The sequence below is a fragment of the Lysobacter soli genome (assembly GCF_009755585.1).
Classification (GTDB): domain Bacteria; phylum Pseudomonadota; class Gammaproteobacteria; order Xanthomonadales; family Xanthomonadaceae; genus Lysobacter_J; species Lysobacter_J soli.
Genome location: NZ_CP046603.1, coordinates 3,444,654 through 3,465,853, shown reverse-complemented (window position 1 = coordinate 3,465,853; position 21,200 = coordinate 3,444,654). Strand labels below are relative to the sequence as shown.

Annotated in this window: 13 protein-coding genes, 4 pseudogenes and 1 riboswitch; of the genes and pseudogenes, 12 read left to right on the top strand and 5 right to left on the bottom strand. The window is 67.9% G+C overall.

The features are described from left to right. Positions 1–28: 28 nt before the first annotated feature. Positions 29–2,734 carry a DUF2339 domain-containing protein gene (locus GOY17_RS15780; RefSeq protein WP_157031094.1) on the top strand — a complete coding sequence of 902 codons (2,706 nt, stop codon included), beginning with the start codon at positions 29–31 and terminating at the stop codon, positions 2,732–2,734. Beyond that, the gene (locus tag GOY17_RS15775) at positions 2,731–4,074 is read left to right on the top strand and encodes a DUF3999 domain-containing protein (RefSeq protein WP_157031093.1); all 1,344 of its coding nucleotides are present in this window, start codon (positions 2,731–2,733) and stop codon (positions 4,072–4,074) included. The genes GOY17_RS15780 and GOY17_RS15775 overlap by 4 nt, the downstream gene beginning before the upstream one ends. A gap of 22 nt (positions 4,075–4,096) precedes the next feature. On the opposite strand, the gene GOY17_RS15770 is transcribed toward GOY17_RS15775, so the two are convergent. From GOY17_RS15770 to GOY17_RS15760, 3 genes and pseudogenes are all read right to left on the bottom strand, one after another. Further along, the gene (locus GOY17_RS15770) at positions 4,097–4,450 is read right to left on the bottom strand and encodes a DUF4019 domain-containing protein (protein ID WP_198173713.1); all 354 of its coding nucleotides are present in this window, start codon (positions 4,448–4,450) and stop codon (positions 4,097–4,099) included. Positions 4,451–4,680: 230 nt separating this feature from the next. Continuing rightward, positions 4,681–5,701 (bottom strand): annotated as a pseudogene (locus GOY17_RS15765) (ribonucleotide-diphosphate reductase subunit beta). Positions 5,702–5,895: 194 nt separating this feature from the next. After that, a pseudogene (locus GOY17_RS15760) lies at positions 5,896–8,305 on the bottom strand (ribonucleoside-diphosphate reductase subunit alpha). A gap of 271 nt (positions 8,306–8,576) precedes the next feature. Beyond that, a riboswitch (cobalamin riboswitch) is annotated at positions 8,577–8,787 on the bottom strand. A 184-nt stretch (positions 8,788–8,971) separates the two neighbouring features. Here GOY17_RS15760 and GOY17_RS15755 point away from each other — a divergent pair. The 10 genes and pseudogenes from GOY17_RS15755 (at position 8,972) to GOY17_RS15710 (ending at position 18,838) form a co-directional block, all read left to right on the top strand. Then, positions 8,972–10,128: pseudogene (locus GOY17_RS15755) on the top strand (phosphoglycerate kinase). A gap of 107 nt (positions 10,129–10,235) precedes the next feature. Next, positions 10,236–10,871: pseudogene (locus GOY17_RS15750) on the top strand (HAD hydrolase-like protein). A 309-nt stretch (positions 10,872–11,180) separates the two neighbouring features. Beyond that, positions 11,181–12,647: a pyruvate kinase gene (gene pyk / locus GOY17_RS15745; RefSeq protein WP_115844007.1), complete on the top strand. Its 1,467-nt coding sequence runs from the start codon at positions 11,181–11,183 to the stop codon at positions 12,645–12,647. Positions 12,648–12,858: 211 nt separating this feature from the next. Further along, on the top strand, positions 12,859–13,869 hold the full coding sequence (locus GOY17_RS15740; RefSeq protein ID WP_115844005.1) for a class I fructose-bisphosphate aldolase: 1,011 nt from the start codon (positions 12,859–12,861) through the stop codon (positions 13,867–13,869). Between the two features lie 260 nt (positions 13,870–14,129). Continuing rightward, on the top strand, positions 14,130–14,294 hold the full coding sequence (locus tag GOY17_RS15735) for a periplasmic nitrate reductase, NapE protein (RefSeq protein WP_115844003.1): 165 nt from the start codon (positions 14,130–14,132) through the stop codon (positions 14,292–14,294). A 1-nt stretch (position 14,295) separates the two neighbouring features. Continuing rightward, complete coding sequence (gene napF / locus GOY17_RS15730) at positions 14,296–14,796, top strand: ferredoxin-type protein NapF (protein ID WP_157031091.1); 501 nt, start codon at positions 14,296–14,298, stop codon at positions 14,794–14,796. Next, positions 14,793–15,113: a chaperone NapD gene (locus tag GOY17_RS15725; RefSeq protein ID WP_157031090.1), complete on the top strand. Its 321-nt coding sequence runs from the start codon at positions 14,793–14,795 to the stop codon at positions 15,111–15,113. Before napF ends, GOY17_RS15725 begins: the two co-directional genes overlap by 4 nt. Beyond that, entirely contained in the window at positions 15,110–17,602 is a 2,493-nt protein-coding gene (gene napA, locus GOY17_RS15720; RefSeq protein WP_157031089.1) for a periplasmic nitrate reductase subunit alpha, read from the top strand. Before GOY17_RS15725 ends, napA begins: the two co-directional genes overlap by 4 nt. Positions 17,603–17,612: 10 nt before the next feature. Continuing rightward, complete coding sequence (locus tag GOY17_RS15715; RefSeq protein ID WP_232338453.1) at positions 17,613–18,230, top strand: nitrate reductase cytochrome c-type subunit; 618 nt, start codon at positions 17,613–17,615, stop codon at positions 18,228–18,230. Continuing rightward, positions 18,230–18,838 carry a cytochrome c3 family protein gene (locus GOY17_RS15710; protein WP_157031088.1) on the top strand — a complete coding sequence of 203 codons (609 nt, stop codon included), beginning with the start codon at positions 18,230–18,232 and terminating at the stop codon, positions 18,836–18,838. Before GOY17_RS15715 ends, GOY17_RS15710 begins: the two co-directional genes overlap by 1 nt. 349 nt (positions 18,839–19,187) lie before the next feature. Here GOY17_RS15710 and GOY17_RS15705 read toward each other — a convergent pair whose 3' ends face one another. Next, a complete protein-coding gene (locus GOY17_RS15705) occupies positions 19,188–19,709 on the bottom strand; it encodes an O-acetyl-ADP-ribose deacetylase (protein WP_157031087.1) in 522 nt (173 codons plus the stop codon). A gap of 226 nt (positions 19,710–19,935) precedes the next feature. After that, on the bottom strand, positions 19,936–20,892 hold the full coding sequence (gene cysK, locus GOY17_RS15700) for a cysteine synthase A (RefSeq protein ID WP_157031086.1): 957 nt from the start codon (positions 20,890–20,892) through the stop codon (positions 19,936–19,938). Positions 20,893–21,200: the final 308 nt, after the last annotated feature.

The following is a 21,200-nucleotide window of genomic DNA, read 5'->3' as shown; positions in this document are numbered from 1 at the left end:
ACGGCGGCAACCGGCCCGGGGACATCGCATGGAAGGGTTGCTGGTTCTGGTTGCGCTCGCGGTGCTTGCCGTGCCTGTGCTGCTGATCGTCACGCTGCTATCGCTGGGCGGAGTGAAGACGCGCGTCGCGGAGCTGGAGCGACAGCTCGATGCGATGCGCCGCGCGGCCAGCGCGCGCGAAACCGTCACGGCACCGCCGCGCGAAACGCCTGTGGCCACGCCGGCGCCACCGGTCACGCCGCCTCCTGTTCCCGAAGCCGCGCCACCGCGCGAAACGCCGCGTCCCACGCCCAGGCCGACGCCCGCGGACCTGCCCGAAGCCTGGCGCGTCCAGGCATCCGAACCCGAAGCCGAAACCCGAGCCGAACTGGAAGCCCCACGTGCGCCGCCGCCGGGGGCCCGCGTCGCGCCCGCGCGTCCGGACATCGTCACGATGGGCCTGCGCATGGTGCAGCGCTGGTTCATGACGGGGAACGTGCCGGTGAAGATCGGCATCCTCGTGCTGTTCGCAGGCGTCGCATCGCTGCTGAAATACGCGAGCGACCAGGGCTGGATGCGCATGCCGATCGAATTGCGGCTGGCCGGCATCGCGGGCGCGTCGCTCGCCGCGCTGGTCTTCGCGTGGCGCAAGCGCGAGCGCAACCGCGTCTTCGCGCTGAGCCTGCAGGGCGGGGCGATCGGCATCCTGCTGCTCACCGTGTTCGCCGCGTTCAAGCTCTACGGTCTGCTGGATGCCGGGCCTGCGTTCGCGCTCAGCGTGCTGTTGATCGCCGGCGCCGGTGCGCTGGCGGTCCTGCAGGACGCGAAGGCGCTGGCGGTGTTCGCGCTGCTCGCCGGATTCCTCGCGCCGATCTGGCTGTCGACCGGCAGCGGCAACCACGTCGCGCTGTTCTCCTACTACGCCGTGCTCAATCTCGCTATCGCCGGCGTGGCGTGGTGGAAATCGTGGCGCGTGCTCAACGTGCTCGGTTTCGTTTTCACCTTCGGCATCGGCGCGCTGTGGGGCGTGTCGGCGTACCGGCCCGAGAAGTTCGCGACGACTGAACCCTTCCTGCTGTTGTTCTTCGCGATCTATCTGGCGATTCCGCTGCTGCACGCGCGGCGCCAGCCGGAAGGTCGTCGCGGCCTGGTCGAAGGCTGCCTGATGTTCGGCACGCCGCTGGTCGCCTTCTCGATGCAGGCGGGACTGCTGGCGGGCGATCGCCTGCCGCTCGCGTTCAACGCGCTGGGCCTGGCGGCGATCTACGCACTGCTCGCCGCGTGGCTGCGTCGCCGCGACGGCTACGGCGCACTCACGCCGATGTACGCGCTGCTGGCGGTCGGTTTCGCGACGCTCGCGGTGCCGCTCGCGTTGTCCGCGAGCGCGACGGCCAGCGTGTTCGCGCTGGAAGGCGCGGCGCTGGTGTGGCTCGGCCTGTACCAGCAGCGTCGATGGCCGCAGTTCGGCGGCACCTTGCTGCAGTTGCTCGCCGCGTTCGCGTTCGTCGTCGGCTACGCGCCCGCGGGCGAGGTCGCCATCGCCAATCCGGTGTTCATGAGCGCACTGCTCATCGCGCTGGCGGGATTGGCGAGTGCGTGGAGTTACCGCAGCCGGCCGGGCCACGAAACGTTCGCCGCGGCGTTCTACCTGTGGGGTCTTGCGTGGTGGCTCGGCAATGCCGTGAACGAAATCGAGCGTTTCGTGGCGCCGATGCACCGCGCCGACGTGCTGCTCGCGTTGATCGCGGTAACTGGCTGGATCGCGGCCGAAGTGCAGCGACGCCGTCCGGCCACCGCGCTCGCCTGGACCACGCTGGGCGCGCTCGTCGCGGCGGGTCCGATCGCGTGGGTGCAGGCGCAGGTACACGCGCATCCGTTCGCCGGCCACGGCGCGTGGAGCTGGCTGGTGTACGCCGCGCTCGGATTGCGATCGCTCGTGTGCCTGCGCGCGAGCGCGCACGCAGTCGCCGCACGGGCGCAGTTCGTGTGGCTGCTGGTGTGGCCGCTGGCGATCTCGTTGCTGCTCGACTGGCTCTGCGTCCGCTTCGCGCTGGCCGGCGGGTGGCGCGTGCTGGGCCTCGCGCTGCCGTGGTGCACGCTCGCCGCGTTGAGCCTGTTCCGCTGGCGATGGCTGTCGATGCCGCTGGGCGAGCGTTTCGATGGCAGTCGCGCCGGGTTGCAGGCGGCGGGCTTCACGGTGCTGGCGGTGGGCTGGCTGCTCGCGCTCTTCAGCGCCGACAGTGGCGCGCCGCTGCCATGGATTCCGCTGCTCAACCCGCTCGAGCTCGCGCAGCTTGCGGTGCTTGTGCTGTTCGCGTGCTGGCTGGTCACCGACGAGGCGCCGGACGCGCTGCGCCGTCTGCGGCCGATCACCCTGTCACTGGCCGGCTTCGCGCTCGTGACCGCGAGCGTGCTGCGCACCGTGCACCATTGGGGAGGCGTCGCCTGGAGCGACGCGATGCTGCACACCAGCCTCGCGCAGACGAGCCTGAGCGTCACGTGGAGCGTGCTCGGCGTGATCGGCTGGGTGCTCGGCTCGCGCCGCGGACAGCGCGGACTATGGCTGGCCGGCGCGGTGCTGATGGGCGTCGTGCTCGCGAAGCTGCTGCTGATCGACCGCGGCAATCTCGGCAACGGCCTGGGCATCGCCTCGTTCATCGCCTACGGGCTGCTGTGCACCGTGGTGGGTTACATCGCGCCGGTGCCACCGCGCCACGCTTCCAACACCGACCACGTGGGGACCGAACCTGCATGAAGAAGTGGCTCCTGCTCCTCCTGGTGCCGTTCGCCGCAACCGCCGGCGCGCAGTACGCGCGCGAGTGGCCCCTGCAACTGGACACGCCTGATGCCGGCGCGTATCGCGTCGAGCTCGATGCGTCCGTCTACCGGCAGTTGCAGTCGCCCGCGCTCGCCGATCTCGACGTGCTCGACGCGCGGGGCGAACCCGTGCCGGCGGCATTGCTCGATCCGTCCACGCCTGCGGTGCCGGAAGTGCGCACGGCCGAGCTGCCGTGGTTTCCGCTGCCGCCGCGCTTCCGCGGGAACGATGTGGCCTCGATCAGCGAAATCGACACCGACGGTCGCCTGCGCCGCGTCGAACTGCGCGACGGTGGCGGTGGTTCCGTTGCGGGCAACGGGTTCCTGCTCGATGCCAGCGGCGTCGAGTTGCCGATCGACGCAATTCGCGTGAAGTGGGACGCAGGGCAGGCGCCGTTAGATATCGGCGTGAGCGTGAGCGCGTCGGACGACCTGCGAGAGTGGCGCGTCGTCGCCGACGGGGCGCGCCTGGTCGAACTGACCAATGCCGGCCAGCGCGTCGTGCGCGACCGCATCGAACTCGCGCCGGTGAAGGCGCGCTACCTCCGCGTGATGCCGCTGGAACCTCAGGCGCAGCCGCTGCGCGTCTCGGCGGTCGTCGCCGAACTCCAGGCGACGCCCGTCGCGGCGCAGTGGCAGTGGAACGTGCTGTCGGGCAGGCGGGTGGACGACGCCGACGGCGACGTGCATTACGAGTACGAACTCGATGGCCGATTCCCGGTCGCGCGGGCGGACATCGCGCTGCCCGGCAACAGCACCGGCCAGTGGCGACTGCAGGCGCGCGACGACGCGACGCAGCCGTGGCGCGACGTCGCCGCACCGTGGCTCGCCTTCCGCCTGCAAGGGCAGGGCAATGGCGATGCCTCGCCGCCGCAGCCGCTGTCCGGCCTCCATCGCGAACGCTACTGGCGACTGACGCCCATCGGTGGCGCGCGGCCGACGGATGTTCCGCAGCTTCGTCTCGGCTACCAGCCGGAGACGCTGGTGTTCGTCGCGCGCGGCGAAGGCCCGTTCGCGCTGGTCGCCGGCAGTGCGCGCTCGACCCGTGCCGATGCGCCGATCGAACCGCTCGTCGAGGCCATGCGTACGCAGCGTGGCGCGCAGTGGCAGCCGGCGATCGCGACACTGGGCGAATCGACCGAGCGCGGCGGTGCCTCGGCGCTCACGCCCGCGCCGGTGCAGCGCGACTGGAAAACGTGGTTGCTGTGGGGCCTGCTGGTTGCCGGCGCGGCGCTCGTCGCCGGCTTCGCCATCAGCCTGCTTCGCAAGCCGCGATAGGCGCGACGCGCGCGCCGCCCGGTCAGTTGATCGTGTAGCCGGCCAGGCGCCAGGTGTTGTCGTCGTCGTAATGGAGCGAGACGAGTTCCTCGGCGACGCGATTGGTCGAGAAGCGCGTCTGGAAGCGCGCGCTGACGTATGCGCCGGCCGGCACGTTGCCGCCGGCGGGCACGAGGTTCCGCGACACCGACGTCCATTCGCGCGATACCGGCGTGCCCAGCGCGTTGCGGCGGGTGGCGATGCCGTCGACGAACTGTTTTTCGGTGGCGGCGGCGCGCGCGACGGGCGATGCGCCTTGCCAGACATGCGCCGTCTGTCCCTGGTCGATCAGCTGCGCGACCGTGAGCGCGGCCTGCACGACGGCGTTGGGATCCACCGACGGCGCGGCGCGCGCGACCGCCGCGGGGTTTGCGGGAGCGGGCTGCGGCGGGGCCGCGGGGCGGGTCTGCGCGATGGCGGCGAACGAGGCGCTGAAACAGCAGCGCGATGGCCAGCGGAAGGCGTGCGTTCATGGCGTGGCTCCGTCGGTGTGGCGCGCGGAGCCGGAAGTCTCGCCGGGGCGATGTAAAGGCGACGCGAGAACGATCGTCCCCGCGCCGCCCTCGCTCAGAACGCGGCGTCGAACGCCACTTCGCCTTCCACGCCGACCTGGTAGGCCGACACGCGGCGTTCGAAGAAGTTCGTCACTTCCTGCACGTCCTGCAGGTCCATGAAGGCGAACGGATTGGTCGCGTTGAAATGCTTCGGCAGGCCCAGCTGCGCGAGGCGCTGGTCGGCGCAGTACTGCAGGTACTGACGCATGTCCTTCGGCGACAGCCCCGCGACGCCACCGGACAGCACGTCCTGCGCGAACTGCATCTCGCATTCCACCGCTTCCTCCAGCATGCGCACGACCTGCGCCTTCAGTTCCTCGTCGAACAGGTGCGGCTCCCTCGCTGCGCGCGGTGCGGATCACTTCGAACGCGAACGCCATGTGGCAGCTTTCGTCGCGGAACACCCAGTTCGTGCCCGACGCCAGCCCGTGCAGCAGCCCGCGCGAGCGCAGGTAGTAGACATAGGCAAACGCCGCGAAGAAGAACAGGCCTTCGATGCAGCAGGCGAAACAGATCAGGTTGAGCAGGAACTGGCGACGCTGTTCGGCGGTTTCGATGCGCTGCAAACCCTGGATCGAATCTATCCACTTGAAGCAGAACTCCGCCTTCGCGCGGATCGACGGAATGTTCTCCACCGCCGCGAAGGCCTTCGCGCGCGCGACCGGATCGGGCAGGTAGGTGTCCAGCAGCGTGAGGTAGAACTGCACGTGCAGCGCTTCCTCGTACAGCTGGCGCGACAGGTACATGCGCGCTTCGGGCGCGTTGATGTGCTGGTAGAGGTTCAGCACGAGGTTGTTCGCCACGATCGAATCGCCCGTGGCGAAGAACGCGACGAGGCGTTCGATCAGGTGGCGCTCGGCCGGCCCGAGCTTGTGCTTGAGGTCGTTGACGTCGAGTGAGAAGTCGACTTCCTCGACGGTCCACGTGTTGCGGATCGCGTCGCGGTACATCTCGTAGAACTGCGGGTAGCGCATCGGCCGCAGCGTGAGGTCGAAGCCGGGGTCGAGCAGGCGGGGCGTGTGCGACATGGTCATTCTCGTCTGGGACCTTGCCCTTCAGCGGCAGCCGTTCCGCGATCCTGCGGAAGGGGAGGGAGGCAAGCCACGCATCGGCTGCCGGCTGAAGGGAAGGTTGGGGTTTCGTCATTCCCGCGGAAGCGGGAATCCAGTGCCTTGAGGCTTTCGTTCGAAGTCGCTGGATCCCCGCGTTCGCGGGGATGACGATGGGATCACTGGCACGCCTCGCACGCTTCCGGATTCTCGAGCGAGCACGCCACCGCGTCGGCCGGCGTGACTTCCGGCTTCGGCGCCTGCGCGGCCGCGCCGCTCACCGTCGCCTTCGCGATCTTCGTCGCCGGTCGCGAGCGCAGGTAGTACGTCGTCTTCAAGCCCTTCTTCCACGCGTACATGTACATCGACGACAGCTGGCCGATGTTCGGGCTTTCGATGAAGAGGTTGAGCGACTGGCTCTGGTCGATGAAGGCGCCGCGCTCGGCGGCCATGTCGATGAGCGAACGCATCGGCAGTTCCCACGACGTGCGATACACCGCGCGCAGCGATTCGGGAATCGCGTCGACGCCCTGGATCGAGCCTTCGGACATCTTGATGCGGTCGCGCAGTTCCGGCGTCCACAGGCCCAGCGCCTTCAGTTCCTCGACGAGATAACGGTTCACGACGAGGAAGTCGCCCGACAGCGTCTCGCGCTTGAACAGGTTTCGACACCTGCGGCTCGATGCATTCGTAGCAGCCGGCGATCGATGCGATGGTCGCCGTCGGCGCGATCGCGACCAGAAGCGAGTTGCGCAGGCCGTGCTCGCGGATGCGCGCACGCAGCGCGTCCCAGCGTTCGCCGTCTTCAGGCACCACGCCCCACGCATCGAACTGCAGCTCGCCCTGCGCCGCGCGCGTGTCCTCGAAGCTGGGATGGCGGCCACGCTCCATCGCCAATTCATTGGACGCCGACAACGCGTGGAAATAGATCGCCTCGGCGATGCGCGCCGACAACGCACGTGCCGCGTCGGAATCGAACGGCAGGCGCAGCTTGAAGAACACGTCCTGCAGGCCCATCACGCCCAGGCCGACCGGGCGCCACTTCAGGTTCGCGCGACGCGCCGTTTCGATGGGATAGAAGTTGAGGTCGATGACGCGGTCGAGCTGGCGCACCGCAAGGCGCACGGTCTCGGCGAGCTTGTCGAAATCGAAGCGGCCGGCATCGCCATGCAGCGGGCCCGTCGGCGAACACCTCGACGTGGTGCGAGAGATTGATCGACCCCAGGTTGCACACCGCGGTCTCGTCCTGAGACGTGACTTCCAGGATCTCCGTGCACAGGTTCGATAGGTGCACGACGTTGCCGTCGCGAGCGGTCTGGTTGCACGCGCGGTTGGACTTGTCCTTGAAGTTCATCCAGCCGTTGCCGGTCTGCGCGAGCGTGCGCATCATCCGCGCGTAGATGTCGCGCGCCTTTACCTGCTTGGTGGCCAGTCCGGCGACTTCCGCGGCGCGGTACGCGCGATCGAACGCCTCGCCCCACAGGTCGGTCAGCTGCGGCACCTTGGCGGGATCGAACAGCGACCACTCGCCGTCGGCTTCGACGCGGCGCATGAATTCGTCGGGGATCCAGTTCGCGAGATTGAGGTTGTGCGTGCGGCGCGCCTCGTCGCCGGTGTTGTCGCGCAGTTCGAGGAATTCCTCGACGTCCGCATGCCACGGCTCCAGGTACACGCACGCGGCGCCCTTGCGCTTGCCGCCCTGGTTCACCGCGGCGACGGACGCGTCCAGCGTCTTCAGCCACGGCACGATGCCGTTCGATAAACCGTTCGTGGAACGGATCAGCGAGCCGCGCGAGCGGATGCGCGTGTACGACAGGCCGATGCCGCCGCTGAACTTCGACAGCTTCGCCACGTCCATGTAGCGCTTGTAGATGCCTTCGAGCGAATCGTCCGGCGAATCGAGCAGGAAGCAGCTGGAGAGCTGCTCGTGCGTGGTGCCCGAGTTGAACAGCGTGGGCGAGGACGGGATGTAGTCCAGCTGCGCCATGCGCTTGTACAGCGCGAGCGCTTCGCCCACGTCCTCGCTCAGCGCGCAGGCGATGCGCAGGAAGAACTGCTGCGGCGTTTCGATCACCGTGCGCGCGGTCGGGTGGCGCAGCAGGTAGCGGTCGTAGAGCGTGCGCAGGCCGAAGTAGTCGAAGCGCTGGTTGTGCGCGTTGTCGATCGCGTCGTTGAGCTTGCGCGCGTGCGCCTGCACGAACGAGAGCAGGCGATCGTTGATCAGCCCCAGCTCATGCCCGCGCTGCACGGATTGCGAGAACGCGTGGATCTCGATGCCTGCGACTTCCTTCTCGATCACGCCCGCGAGCAGGCGCGCGGCCAGTCGGCCGTACTCGGGCTCTTCGGCCGTCAGCAGCGCGGCGGTACGGATCGACAGTTCGTCCAGTTCGCGCGTGGTCGCGCCGTCGTACAGGCCGGAAATCGTGCGCGTGGCCACGCGCATCGGATCGACGAGAACAGGCCTTCGCACGCACGCGTCACGGCGCGGACGATCTTGTTGAGGTCGACCGGTTCGCGACGGCCGCTGCGCTTGGTCACCGTCATGGTGAGGTTGGCGGCGGGCGGCGTCAGCGCGAAACCGGGATCCATGTCGGATGCGCGGGTCTCGGGCGGACGCGTCGCGCTCTCGCGGGCAGGCGTGGCGACGGGGGCTTGCGTGGTGGTGGTCATCGGCGACTCCGGTGCGTGGGCGCACGTCTGGCCGTCCTCTCCCTCGAAGGACGACGCGGGCGCGGGAGTCGAAGCGTGAATGCGGGGTGTCGCGCAGCCCGAGACCGGGCGGGCGACGGCGCGAACCGTCGCGTGCAGCGACACCGACCGTCTTCCCTCCGAAGACTCCGTGGCCGGTCACCGCGCGGTGTGCAACGCGCGGTTGTCGGCAGGTCTTCGGACTCGGGACATGACGCGAACACGAAGGTCGCATCGCCTACCGGTGGCCGCTTCCCGGGCATCTCGCCCAGTGCCATGGCCACCTTCGTTTCCCATACCGCTGCGGGGCAGTGCTGGATTCCCACCAGCTTCCCGTTTTAAGCCGACCTGCGAAGGTCGGCACCGACGGGCCACAACATAGTGGGGGTGAGTGGATCCGTCAACGCAAATCTTGTGGATAACAGCAGAATCGAACATGCGCGAGATTTGCCCATGCGGATGCGGCAGGGGACAATGCACGCCCTCGCGCCGCGCCCGCACGCTGCGCCGCGCCGTCGTCTCACCCCCATCCCGCCCTTCCATCGAAGGGCCGCAGAGGAAGCTTCCATGTCCATCGTCCGCATGTCCGACCTCGACCTCCACGGTGCTCTCTGAAAGACGTGCCGATCGACGGCGGGCGCATCACCTCCGAACAGCGCATCACCGCCGCGCTGCCGACGATGAAGCTGGCGTTGGAGAAGGGCGCCGCGGTGATGGTCACCTCGCACCTGGGCCGTCCGAAGGAAGGCACGTGGACGCAGGAGGACTCGCTGGCGCCGGTCGCGAAGCGCCTGTCGGAACTGCTCGGCATCGACGTGCCGCTGGTGAAGGACTGGGTCGACGGCGTCGACGTGAAGCCGGGCCAGCTCGTGCTGCTGGAGAACTGCCGCATGAACGTCGGCGAGGGCAAGGACGACGAGGCGCTGTCGAAGAAGTACGCCGCGCTGTGCGACGTGTACGTCATGGACGCGTTCGGCACCGCGCATCGCGCACAGGCGTCCACGCACGGCGCGATCCGCCACGCGAAGGTCGCCGCCGGCGGCCCGCTGCTGATGGCCGAACTCGACGCGCTCGCCAAGGCGCTCGACAACCCGGCGCGCCCGCTGCTGGCGATCGTCGCCGGCTCCAAGGTGTCGACCAAGCTCGAACTCCTGTCGTCGCTGGTCTCGAAGGTCGACCAGCTGATCGTCGGTGGCGGCATCGCCAACACGTTCATCGCCGCGATGGGCCACGGCGTCGGCAAGTCGCTGGTCGAGATGGACCTCATCGACACGGCGAAGAAGATCATGGCCGATGCGAAGGCGCGCGGCGCGGACATCCCGGTGCCGGTCGACGTCGTCGTCGCGCCGGCGTTCGCCGCCGATGCGCCGGCGACGGTGAAGGCCGTCGACGCCGTGGGCGCGGACGACATGATCCTCGATATCGGCCCGCAGACCGCCGCGCGTTACGCCGAACTGATCAAGGCCGCCGGCACCGTCGTGTGGAACGGCCCGGTCGGCGTGTTCGAATTCGACGCCTTCGGCAAGGGCACCGAAGTGCTGGCGCGCGCGATCGCCGCATCGAAGGCGTTCTCGATCGCCGGCGGCGGCGACACGCTTGCGGCCGTGGACAAGTACGGCATCGAGGACGACGTGTCGTACATCTCCACCGGCGGCGGCGCGTTCCTGGAGTTCCTGGAAGGCAAGGAACTGCCGGCGGTCGCGGCGCTGAAGGCGCGGGCGTAACTACCGCGATGTAGCCCGGGCAAGCGAAGCGCACCCGGTTGCCCGCACCGTCACGCATCACCCGGGCGCTTCGCTCACCCGGGATACAAAAGCATTCGAGTACCCGCATGACCACGCTCTTCTTCGACATGGACGGCACCCTCATCGATTCGGCCGTCGGCATCACGCGCTGCGTGGAGCACGCCATGTGCAGATGGGCCTTCCGGTGCCGCCACACGAGGAACTGCGCCGCTGGATCGGCCCCGCGCTGCGCACCAGCTTCGGCCCGCTGCTCAACGACGATGCGAAGGTCGAGCAGGCCGTGCTGCATTACCGCGACCGCTTCGAGACGCACGGCTGGGCCGAGCACGAGGTCTACGCCGGCATCGGCGAGACGATCGAAGCGCTGCACGCGGCCGGACATCGCCTCGCCGTGGTCACCGCGAAGAACGAGCCGCACGCGCGCAAGATCGTCGACCACCTGCCGTTCGGCCATCGCTTCGACGACGTCATCGGCGCGACGCTCGACGGCCGCATCAGCCACAAGGACCAGCTCATCGCCGAAGCGCTGCGCCGGTTCGAGCTTCCCGCCGACGCGTGCTGGATGATCGGCGACCGCCGCATGGACATCGAAGGCGCGCGCCATCACGGCATGCGCAACATCGGGGCTGTGGGGTTTCGGCGGCGAAGCCGAGCTGCGCGAAGCCGGCGCGCTTCATCTGGCGCAGGCGCCGGGCGACATTCCGGTGCTGCTCGCGGCGTGAGCGCGTGTCGCCTCGCGTGATGCGGATCACACGGATTTCACGGATCAGCCAACCGCTCTGATCGGGGCAATACGCGCCGCAACGCGCTCCAGCGCGCCGCGCCCCGGTTCAAGTCGCATGCGCCCCGCGCACGCCCTCGCGTCGCGATCCTCTCCACACGGCCTTGCGCCCGATGGTGGTCTGCTTTCCACCCGGGTTTTTCAGACCACTTGGATGGATGCGATGGTGTATGGCGGCGTGACTGGAGCGGTCGAACCGAAACGGCGGACAGCTGTGCTAGCGTCGCGGGGTTCCAGGGACCGCCATTCGATGACGACTACAAAACGCCGCACCAAGATCCTCGCTACCCTCGGCCCGGCCACCGATCCGCCGGGCGTCCTTGACGCACTGCTCTCCGCCGGCGTCGACGTTGTCCGCCTCAATTTCTCGCATGGCGATCCGTCCTCGCAGATCGCCCGCGCGCAGGCCGTGCGCGACGCTGCGCAACGCGTCGGCGTGGAAGTCGGCATCCTCGCCGACCTGCCCGGCCCGAAGATCCGCATCGAACGTTTCGCCGAAGGGCGCGTGCTGCTCAAGACGGGCGACCGCTTCGACCTGGTCGCCAGCAATGACGCACCGCCGGGCAATCTGCGCGAAGTCGGCGTGAGCTACCTCGGCCTGCCCAACGACGTGCGTCCCGGCGACGTGCTGCTGCTCGACGACGGCCTCCTGCAACTGCGCGTGGGCGCGGTCGAAGGCGAGCGCATCGTCACCACCGTGCTCAACGATGGCGTGCTGTCCGATCGCAAGGGCCTGAACAAGCAGGGCGGCGGCCTGTCGCTGGGCGCGCTGACCGAGCGCGACAAGGAACTGATCGCCGTCGCCGCCGAACTGGGCGCGGACTTCATCGCCGTGTCGTTCTGCCGCAACGCGCAGGACATGCACGACGCGCGCGAGATCGCGCGCAGCCACGGCAGCGATGCCGCGCTGGTGTCGAAGATCGAGCGCGCCGAGGCAATCGAGAACCTCACCGAGATCGTCGATGCCTCCGACGTGGTGATGGTCGCGCGCGGCGACCTGGGCGTGGAGATCGGCGACGCCGAACTGCCGGGCCTGCAGAAGAAGATCATCCGCGAGGCGCTGGAGCGCAACAAGGTCGTCATCACCGCCACGCAGATGCTGCAGTCGATGGTCGACAGCCCGATCCCGACGCGCGCCGAAGTGCTCGACGTCGCCAACGCGGTCATCGACGGCACCGACGCGGTCATGCTCTCGCAGGAATCGGCCGCTGGCCGCTATCCGATCAAGGCGGTCGAGGCGATGGCGCGCATCTGCCTGGGTGCCGAACGCCAGTTCAACCACGACACCGATTTCGAAGCCGCACCGCGCAACCTCGAACGCGCCGACCAGGCCATCGCCATGGCGGCGATGTTCCTGTCCGAACACATCGGCGTGCGCGCGATCATAGCGATGACCGAATCGGGCGGCACCGCGCGCTTCCTGTCGCGCTTCCGTTCGCAGGTGCCGATCTACGCGCTCTCGCGCCACGACGGCGCGCGCCGCCGCATGGGCCTGATGCGCGACGTCGTCGCCTACAACTTCGACAGCCGCGGCCTGACCTCGCGCGATGCCGCGCGCAAGGCGGTCAAGGCGCTCTTCGAGCAGAACCTGCTCAGCGTCGGCGAACGCGTGATGTTCACCAGCGGCGACCACATGGAGCAGCTGGGCGCGACCAACACGCTGCGCCTGCTGCAGGTGGGCGAGGGCGGTTCGGCCGAGGGGCTGGGCGAGCTGTAACCGGACGCGCTCGCGATTGCGACGTGGCGTCCACGATGGCGCCACGTTGCCTGCGGACCACCGCGGGGCATGTAAACGCATACATCCCAAGTGGTATTGAAATCCGGGGTGTCCGGTCTGCAAGTGGTTGATTTTTCGTCGCGTTAACCGGCTCTTTGCACGGCGACGTGGCTATAATGATGGGCTTCCCACCGCTCCCGCAGGACGACCCATGAGCATCGAACAGCTTGCCGAAACCGCCCAGGCCATGGTGGCCCCGGGCAAGGGCATCATCGCCATCGACGAGTCGGGCGCGACCTGCGCCAAGCGTTTCGCCGGCGTCGGCATCGAGAACACCGAAGAAAACCGCCGCCGCTACCGCGAGCTGCTGCTCACCACGCCGAAGCTGAGCGACTACATCTCCGGCGCGATCCTGTTCGACGAAACCATCCGCCAGTCGACCTCCGACGGCGTGCCGTTCGCCAAGTACATGAGCGAGCACGGCATGATCCCGGGCATCAAGGTCGACAAGGGCACGCACAACCTCGCCGGCTTCCCGGGCGAAGTGGTCACCGAAGGCCTCGACGGCCTGCGCGCGCGCCTGGAGGAGTACTACAAGCTCGGCGCCCGCTTCGCCAAGTGGCGCGCGGTGATCAACATCGGCGAGGACATCCCGTCGGGCACCTGCATCGACGCCAACACGCACGCGCTCGCCCGTTACGCCGCGCTGTGCCAGGAGCAGGGCCTGGTGCCGATGGTCGAGCCGGAAGTGATCATGGACGGCAGCCACGACCTCGACACCTGCTACGAAGTCACCGAAGTCACGCTGCGTTCGCTGTTCGCCTCGCTGTACGAGCACAGCGTCATGCTGGAAGGCACGATCCTGAAAGCCTCGATGGTCGTGCCGGGCACCACCAGCGGCGAAGACGTGGGCTACGACGAAGTGGCCGCCGCCACGCTGCAGTGCCTGAAGTCCACCGTGCCGGCGACGCTGCCGGGCATCGTGTTCCTGTCGGGCGGCCAGTCGGACGAAGCCGCCACCGCGCACCTGAACGCGATGAACCAGATGGGTCCGAACCCGTGGCCGCTGTCGTTCTCGTACGGCCGCGCCATGCAGGCCGCCGCGCTGAAGCTGTGGTCGCAGGACCTGGTGAACAACTTCGCCCGCGCCCAGCAGACCGTATACGAGCGTGCCCGCGACAACGGCCTCGCCGCGCTGGGCCAGTGGAAGCAGGCCGCCTAAGCGCCGGCGACCATCGCAAGCAGTACCGAAAAGCCGGCCCCGCGCCGGCTTTTCCTTTATGGGCTGCCCGATTCGGATGAGCGCGCACACATCGCCTCTACGCGACGTGCACGCCGTGTAGACGAGCATCCGGCCTGCAGGCACGCGGGAACGGATCCCGTTGATCCGGATCAAGTCCGCTCCCCGGGCCCATCAGCAGACTGGACGTCACGGACGCCAAGGCACCGGTGTCCTCGCGCAAGCGAACGACAGGAGCGGCCATGGACCAGCCAGATGACAACGTCATCAAGCGGAGAGAACGCGCGGCCTTCCTGCTGCTGACGGCGGTGGTGTTCCCGCTGCTCACGGTGATGATCGTCGCCAGCTACGGCTTCATCGTGTGGTTCTGGCAGATGTTCGTCTCCGGCCCGCCGACGGGGCACTGACATGGCGGCGCCGGACCGGTCCCGACGCGCATTGCTGTTCGGCCGTCGTGCGGCGACCGCGCCGCTGCGCCCGCCATGGGCGCTGGACGAAAACGACTTCCTCGACGCCTGCACCGCCTGCGGCGCGTGCGTCGATCGCTGCCCGGAGCGCGTGCTCGTGCGCGGCACGAACGGACGCCCGGTGTTCGATCCGCGACTGGGCGAATGCACCTTCTGCGGCGATTGCGAAAGTGCCTGCACGCCGCGCGCGCTGGATCGCGCCATGGCGAACGAACCGTGGACCTTGAAAGCGCTCGTCGCCGACACCTGCCTGCCGCGCCAAGGTGTGGTCTGTTCGAGCTGTCGCGACGCGTGCCCCGAGCGCGCGATCGCGTTCCCGCTCACCGCGCGCGTCCCGCTTCCCACCATCGATCCCGAACGCTGCACCGGCTGCGGCGCCTGCGTCGGCGTGTGCCCGGCGCAGGCCATCGCACTTTCGGCGCGTGCCACGGAGGCCGCATGAAACCCGACGACAACGCATCCGGCGACGTCCACATCGCCAGCTTCGTGGTGCAGCACCGCGTCGAAGCCGCCGACGCGATCGACGCACACATCGCCGCGAGCGACGACCTCGACCTCGCGCTGCGCGCGGACACGCGCAGCGTCGTGCTGTGCGAATGCGCCGACCAGTACGCGGTGCTCGACCGCATCGACGCGTTGCGCGCGCTGCCCGGCGTGCTCAACCTCGCGCTCGTCTACCACCACGCCGAACCGCGCGAGGCGCTCGACGCGCCGGTGCGTTCGGCTTCCGATATCCAGGCTTCCGGAGTCGCGCCATGACCACACGCCGCGAGTTCATCCGCAACACCGCCGTCGCCACCGCCGCGGCCGCCGCCGGACTCCCGCTGCCGGGCGATACCGCCAACGTGCTGACCGAAGGCGACCTGACCGCGCTGAAGTGGGACAAGGCGCCGTGCCGCTTCTGCGGCACCGGTTGCGGCGTCAACGTCGCGGTGAAGGAAGGGCGCGTGGTCGCCACGCACGGCGACGTGCACGCCGAGGTCAACCGCGGCATCAACTGCGTCAAGGGTTACTTCCTGTCGAAGATCATGTACGGCAGCGATCGCCTGACCTCGCCGCTGCTGCGCAAGAAGAACGGCGTCTACGCGAAGGACGGCGAGTTCACGGAAGTCACGTGGGACGAAGCCTTCGACGTGATGGCCGCGCAGTTCAAGAAGGTGCTGAAGGAGAAAGGGGCCGACCACATCGGCATGTTCGGCTCGGGCCAGTGGACGATCTGGGAAGGCTACGCCGCCAACAAGCTGATGAAGGCCGGCTTCCGCAGCAACCACATCGATCCGAACGCGCGTCATTGCATGGCCTCGGCGGTGATGGGCTTCATGCGCACCTTCGGCATGGACGAGCCGATGGGCTGCTACGACGACATCGAAGCCGCCGACGCGTTCGTGCTGTGGGGCTCGAACATGGCGGAGATGCATCCGATCCTGTGGACGCGCGTGACCGACCGCCGCCTCACGCATCCGCACGTGAAGGTCGCCGTGCTGTCGACGTTCGAGCATCGCAGCTTCGAACTGGCCGACATCCCGATCGTCTTCAAGCCGCAGACCGATCTGGTGATCCTCAACTACATCGCCAACCACATCATCACCAGCGGCAAGGTCAACCGGCAGTTCGTCGATCGCCATACCAGCTTCAAGCGCGGCAACGACGACATCGGCTACGGCCTGCGTCCCGACAATCCGCTGGAACTCAAGGCGAAGAACGCGAAGGATGCGAACGGCGGCGAGGTCATCGACTTCGACCAGTTCGCCGCATTCGTAAAACCGTACACGCTCGACAAGGCGGTCGAGATGACCGGCGTGGAACGCGGCTGGCTGGAGAAACTCGCCAACCTCTACGCCGATCCGGACGTCAAGGTGATGTCGTTCTGGACCATGGGTTTCAACCAGCACACGCGCGGCGTGTGGTGCAACAACATGGTCTACAACATCCACCTGCTGACCGGGAAGATCGCCATGCCCGGCAACAGCCCGTTCTCGCTGACGGGGCAGCCGTCGGCATGCGGCACGGCGCGCGAAGTCGGCACGTTCAGCCATCGCCTGCCGGCCGACATGCTCGTGGCCAATCCCGAGCATCGCAAGCACGCCGAGGAAATCTGGAAGATCCCGCACGGCATCATCAATCCCAAGCCCGGCTACCACGCGGTCGAACAGAACCGCATGCTCAAGGACGGCAAGCTCAACGCGTACTGGGTGCAGGTCAACAACAACATGCAGGCCGCGGCGAACCTTTACGAGGAAACCTGGCCGGGCTATCGCAATCCGCAGAATTTCATCGTCGTGTCAGACGCGTATCCGACGGTGACGGCGCAAGCCGCCGACCTGATCCTGCCCGCCGCGATGTGGGTGGAAAAGGAAGGCGCGTACGGCAACGCCGAGCGGCGCACGCAGTTCTGGCACCAGCTGGTGAATGCGCCGGCACAGGCGCGTTCGGACCTGTGGCAGCTGATGGAGTTCTCCAAGCGCTTCACCACAGACGAATGCTGGCCGGCCGACATCCTTGCGGCGAATCCGCAGTTCAAGGGCAAGACGCTGTTCGACGTGCTCTACAGGAACGGCAACGTCGACCGCTATCCCGTCAGCGACATCCAGCAAGGCTACGCGAACGACGAATCCACGCACTTCGGCTTCTACGTGCAGAAGGGTCTGTTCGAGGAATACGCGACGTTCGGTCGCGGCCACGGCCACGATCTCGCGCCGTTCGACGCGTACCACAAGACGCGCGGCCTGCGCTGGCCGGTCGTGGAGGGACGCGAGACGCGCTGGCGCTATCGCGAAGGCAGCGATGTATACGTACCACCGGGCGAGGGGTTCCGCTTCTACGGCAACAAGGACGGACGCGCGGTGATCTGGGCGCTGCCGTACGAGCCGGCCGCCGAATCGCCGGATGCGGAATTCGACCTGTGGCTGGTCACGGGTCGCGTGCTGGAGCACTGGCATTCGGGCTCGATGACGATGCGCGTGCCGGAACTGTTCCGCAGCTTTCCCACCGCGATGGTCTTCATGAACCCGGACGACGCGCGCAAACGCGGCCTCAAGCGGGGCGACGACGTGCGCATCGTGTCGCGTCGCGGCGAGATGCGAACGCGCGTGGAGACGCGCGGCCGCAACCGCATGCCCGAAGGCGTAGTGTTCGTGCCGTGGTTCGATGCCGGGCAGCTCATCAACAAGGTGACGCTGGACGCGACCGATCCGATTTCCAAGCAGACCGACTACAAGAAGTGCGCGGTCAAGATCCTGGGCGCATAGGAGGCCGGCCATGAGCAACGCATTCGCGCGCAATCGCCCACTGTGGATCGCAGGCGCGCTCACCGTCGCGGTGATGGTGCTGGTGTTCATCGCCGGCTGGCTCTTCGGCAGCGGCAGCGAGAAGAAGCGTGAGGCGCGGCGCGAGGTCGCCGCGCAGCCCGCGCACGTGGTCAGCCCGGATTCGGCGCTCGGCCGCACCGATCGTCGCCAGATCGATGCGTTGCGCCGCGGCATTCCCATCGACCAGGAAGCGGCGCCACAACCGTTGTGGCACGTACAGAACATGGACGTGAAGCGCGAGCGCGCGTATCCGATGCAGCCGCCGACGATCCCGCACGCGATCGACGGCTATCAGGTCGACAGGAACAGCAACCGCTGCATGCTTTGCCATGCGCGCGCGAACGCCGAGAAATTCCAGGCGCCGCCGGTGAGCGTCACGCACTACATGGATCGCGACGACCAGTTCCTGGCGACGATCTCGTCGCGTCGCTACTTCTGCAACCAGTGCCACGTCGTGCAGACCGACGCGCCGCTGCTGGTCGGCAACACCTTCCAGACGATCGACGCGGTGCTCGCCGCGGCGGAAGCGGGCACCGCCACCGCGGAAGCCGCGAAGGGGCGGCCGTGATGCGCCGGCTGTGGCAGTGGTTCTGGCGCTGGTTCCAGCCGTACTGGCTGACGTTGCGCCGGCCGAGCGTGCATTACAGCCTGGGTTTCCTGGTGGCGGCGGGCTTCGTCGCCGGCATCGTGTTCTGGGGCGGTTTCAACACCGCGCTGGAGGCGACCAACACGGAGGAGTTCTGCACCAGTTGCCACGAGATGCGCGACAACGTGTTCCAGGAACTGAAGACGACGATCCACTACACCAACCGCTCCGGCGTTCGCGCGACGTGCCCGGACTGCCACGTGCCGCACAAGTGGACCGACAAGATCGCACGCAAGATGCAGGCGTCGAAGGAAGTGTGGGGCAAGATCTTCGGCACGGTGAACACGCGCGAGAAGTTCCTCGACCACCGGCTGGAACTGGCGATGCACGAATGGGCGCGGCTGAAGGCCAACGATTCGCTGGAATGCCGCAACTGCCACAACTATGAATCGATGGACCTGACGCGCCAGAGCGCACGCGCCGCGCAGATCCACCAGCGCTGGCTGGTCACGCGCGAGAAGACCTGCATCGATTGCCACAAGGGCATCGCGCATCACCTGCCGGACATGGCGGGGATTCCTCAAGGGTGAGGAGCGGCGCTTGCGCGCCATTGGCGCGCGCCGCGACGAAGGTCCGGGCGGGAGGCAGGGCAGGTCACGTGCCCTCACCGTCATTCCCGCGAAGGCGGGAATCCAGGGACGTTCCATGCTTTCACGCAAGGATTTCCGCCCCATGGCCTCGCGCTTCCGCTAAAGCGTGAAAAGTCCCTGGATTCCCGCCTTCGCGGGAATGACGGTGATGTGGTTTGCCGGTACGGGGGTGCCCAAGCGTGTGGAGCGTCGATCCTGGCTTCGCGCGCTTTAGCCCCTCTCCCGGGACGGCGGTTTCAAGAGGGCCGCTGAGCGCCGGGAGGAAGCGCGCCCCCCATCGCACGCGCCCTCACTCCGCCAGAACCTTCCGATAGGTCCCGGCCATCTCCTCGCCGAAACATGCGAATACCACGCGGACCGGCGCGTCGTGCGCACCGAGCCATGCCCGCACCTCGCGCACCGCGATCGGCACCGCGCGTTCGGGCGGATAGCCGTAGATGCCGCAACTGATCGCCGGAAACGCGATCGACGCGACGCGCTGCTCCATCGCCAACCGCAGCGACTCGCGATAGCACGAGGCGAGCAGGGCGGCTTCGTCGGAACTGCCGCCGTGCCAGATCGGCCCGACGGTGTGGATGACATGCCGCGCGAGCAGCCGGTGGCCACCGGTGATGCGTGCCTCGCCCGTCGGGCAGCGCACGCCGGGGCGCACCTGCGGCAGTGCGCGGCATTCGTCGAGCAAGTCGGGGCCTGCCGCGCGATGGATCGCGCCGTCCACGCCGCCACCACCGAGCAGGCTTTCATTCGCGGCGTTGACGATGGCGTCTACGTCGAGAGTGGTGATGTCGGTTTGGCGGACTTCGATGGGCATGGTGGGTTTGGTTGGTCGGAAGGAAACAGCGCAGCGCTGTTCGGCAACGACAGGTCGCCGTTTCCGCTTCGTTACCCCTTCCCGGCCCGAACGCATAGCGTTCGGGCGTTCGAAGGCGCGCGAACCAGTGGTTCGCAAGCAGCGCCTTCTCACCCCCAACCCCTCTCCCGGTGGGAGAGGGGCTTCAAGCGCGAACGGAGATGACTCGTCCCGCGCTGGATCCCACTTAGGGCAACGACGCCAACCACTCATCATCCGACCCCTCGTTCACGCCTTCGAACAGGAACGTGGACAGGTAGCGTTCGCCGGTGTCGGGCAGCATCGTGAGGATCACCGAGCCTTCCTCGGCGTTGCGCGCGACTTCCAGCGCCGCGGCGGCCGTGGCGCCGGAGGAGATGCCGACGAAGATGCCTTCTTCCTGCGCGAGGCGGCGCGCGGTGTCGCGGGCGAGGACGTCGTCGATCGGCAGGATCGCGTCGGCGACATCGCGATTGAGCACTTCCGGCACGAAGTCCGGCGTCCAGCCCTGGATCTTGTGCGGCTGCCATTCCTTGCCGGCCAGCAGCGACGCGCCCGCCGGTTCGCAGGTCGTCACGCGCACTTCGGGGCGCGCGACCTTCAGCACTTCGCCCACGCCGGTGAGCGTGCCGCCCGTGCCCCAGCCGGTGACGAAGTGGTCGAGCCGGCGGCCGGCGAAATCGCGCAGGATTTCCGCCGCGGTCGTCTGCCGGTGGTAAGCGGGATTGGCCGGGTTGGTGAATTGCCGCGCGAGGAACCAGCCGTGCTTCTCGGCCAGTTCGGCGGCGCGGCGCACCATGCCGCTGCCGCGCTCGGCGGCGGGCGTGAGGATGAGTTTCGCGCCGTAGGCGCGCATGAGCTTGCGGCGTTCCATCGAGAACGAATCGCTCATCACCGCCACGAACTTGTAGCCGCGCGCCGCGCACACCATCGCCAGCGCGACGCCCGTGTTGCCCGAGGTCGCTTCGATCACCGTGTCGCCGGGCTTGAGCTGGCCGCGCGCTTCGGCGTCCAGGATGATCGCCAGCGCGAGGCGATCCTTCACCGAGCCGCCGGGATTGAAGGCTTCGACCTTCGCGTAGAGCGTCACGTGCTTCGGCGCGAGGCGGTGCAGGCGGACCACCGGGGTGCGGCCGATGGTGTCGAGGATGCTGTCGTGGATCATCGGGAAACTCCTGGGGTCGGGGCCTGAGGGCGAAGGGGCCTGGAGCGGGGACGCAGGACGCGGCCGGAATCGGCCATCGCAGGCGCGGATGCGCCGTCGCGGCCGTCCACGAGACCGTCATCGGAGAGTGCCACAGTCGGGTGTCAGATCCCGTTCGGTACCGTCCGGAAGCCGGGCCGCCGGTCGGAAGCCGGCCTTGCACGTTCTGGCGCCTGCGGCCGTTTGCGCAATGAGTTGTCAACCAATGGGCTACGCAGCCGTTGATGCCCGACCGCTAGAATCCCCGGGCTCCAACGTCACACCACGTC

Bases quoted from the DNA above. Each gene is read 5' to 3' on its own strand.
- GOY17_RS15780 (WP_157031094.1), top strand. From the start codon at position 29: ATGGAAGGGTTGCTGGTTCTGGTTGCGCTCGCGGTGCTTGCCGTGCCT.
- GOY17_RS15775 (WP_157031093.1), top strand. From the start codon at position 2,731: ATGAAGAAGTGGCTCCTGCTCCTCCTGGTGCCGTTCGCCGCAACCGCC.
- pyk (WP_115844007.1), top strand. From the start codon at position 11,181: ATGACGACTACAAAACGCCGCACCAAGATCCTCGCTACCCTCGGCCCG.
- GOY17_RS15740 (WP_115844005.1), top strand. From the start codon at position 12,859: ATGAGCATCGAACAGCTTGCCGAAACCGCCCAGGCCATGGTGGCCCCG.
- GOY17_RS15735 (WP_115844003.1), top strand. From the start codon at position 14,130: ATGGACCAGCCAGATGACAACGTCATCAAGCGGAGAGAACGCGCGGCC.
- napF (WP_157031091.1), top strand. From the start codon at position 14,296: ATGGCGGCGCCGGACCGGTCCCGACGCGCATTGCTGTTCGGCCGTCGT.
- GOY17_RS15725 (WP_157031090.1), top strand. From the start codon at position 14,793: ATGAAACCCGACGACAACGCATCCGGCGACGTCCACATCGCCAGCTTC.
- napA (WP_157031089.1), top strand. From the start codon at position 15,110: ATGACCACACGCCGCGAGTTCATCCGCAACACCGCCGTCGCCACCGCC.
- GOY17_RS15715 (WP_232338453.1), top strand. From the start codon at position 17,613: ATGAGCAACGCATTCGCGCGCAATCGCCCACTGTGGATCGCAGGCGCG.
- GOY17_RS15710 (WP_157031088.1), top strand. From the start codon at position 18,230: ATGCGCCGGCTGTGGCAGTGGTTCTGGCGCTGGTTCCAGCCGTACTGG.
- GOY17_RS15705 (WP_157031087.1), bottom strand. From the start codon at position 19,709: ATGCCCATCGAAGTCCGCCAAACCGACATCACCACTCTCGACGTAGAC.
- cysK (WP_157031086.1), bottom strand. From the start codon at position 20,892: ATGATCCACGACAGCATCCTCGACACCATCGGCCGCACCCCGGTGGTC.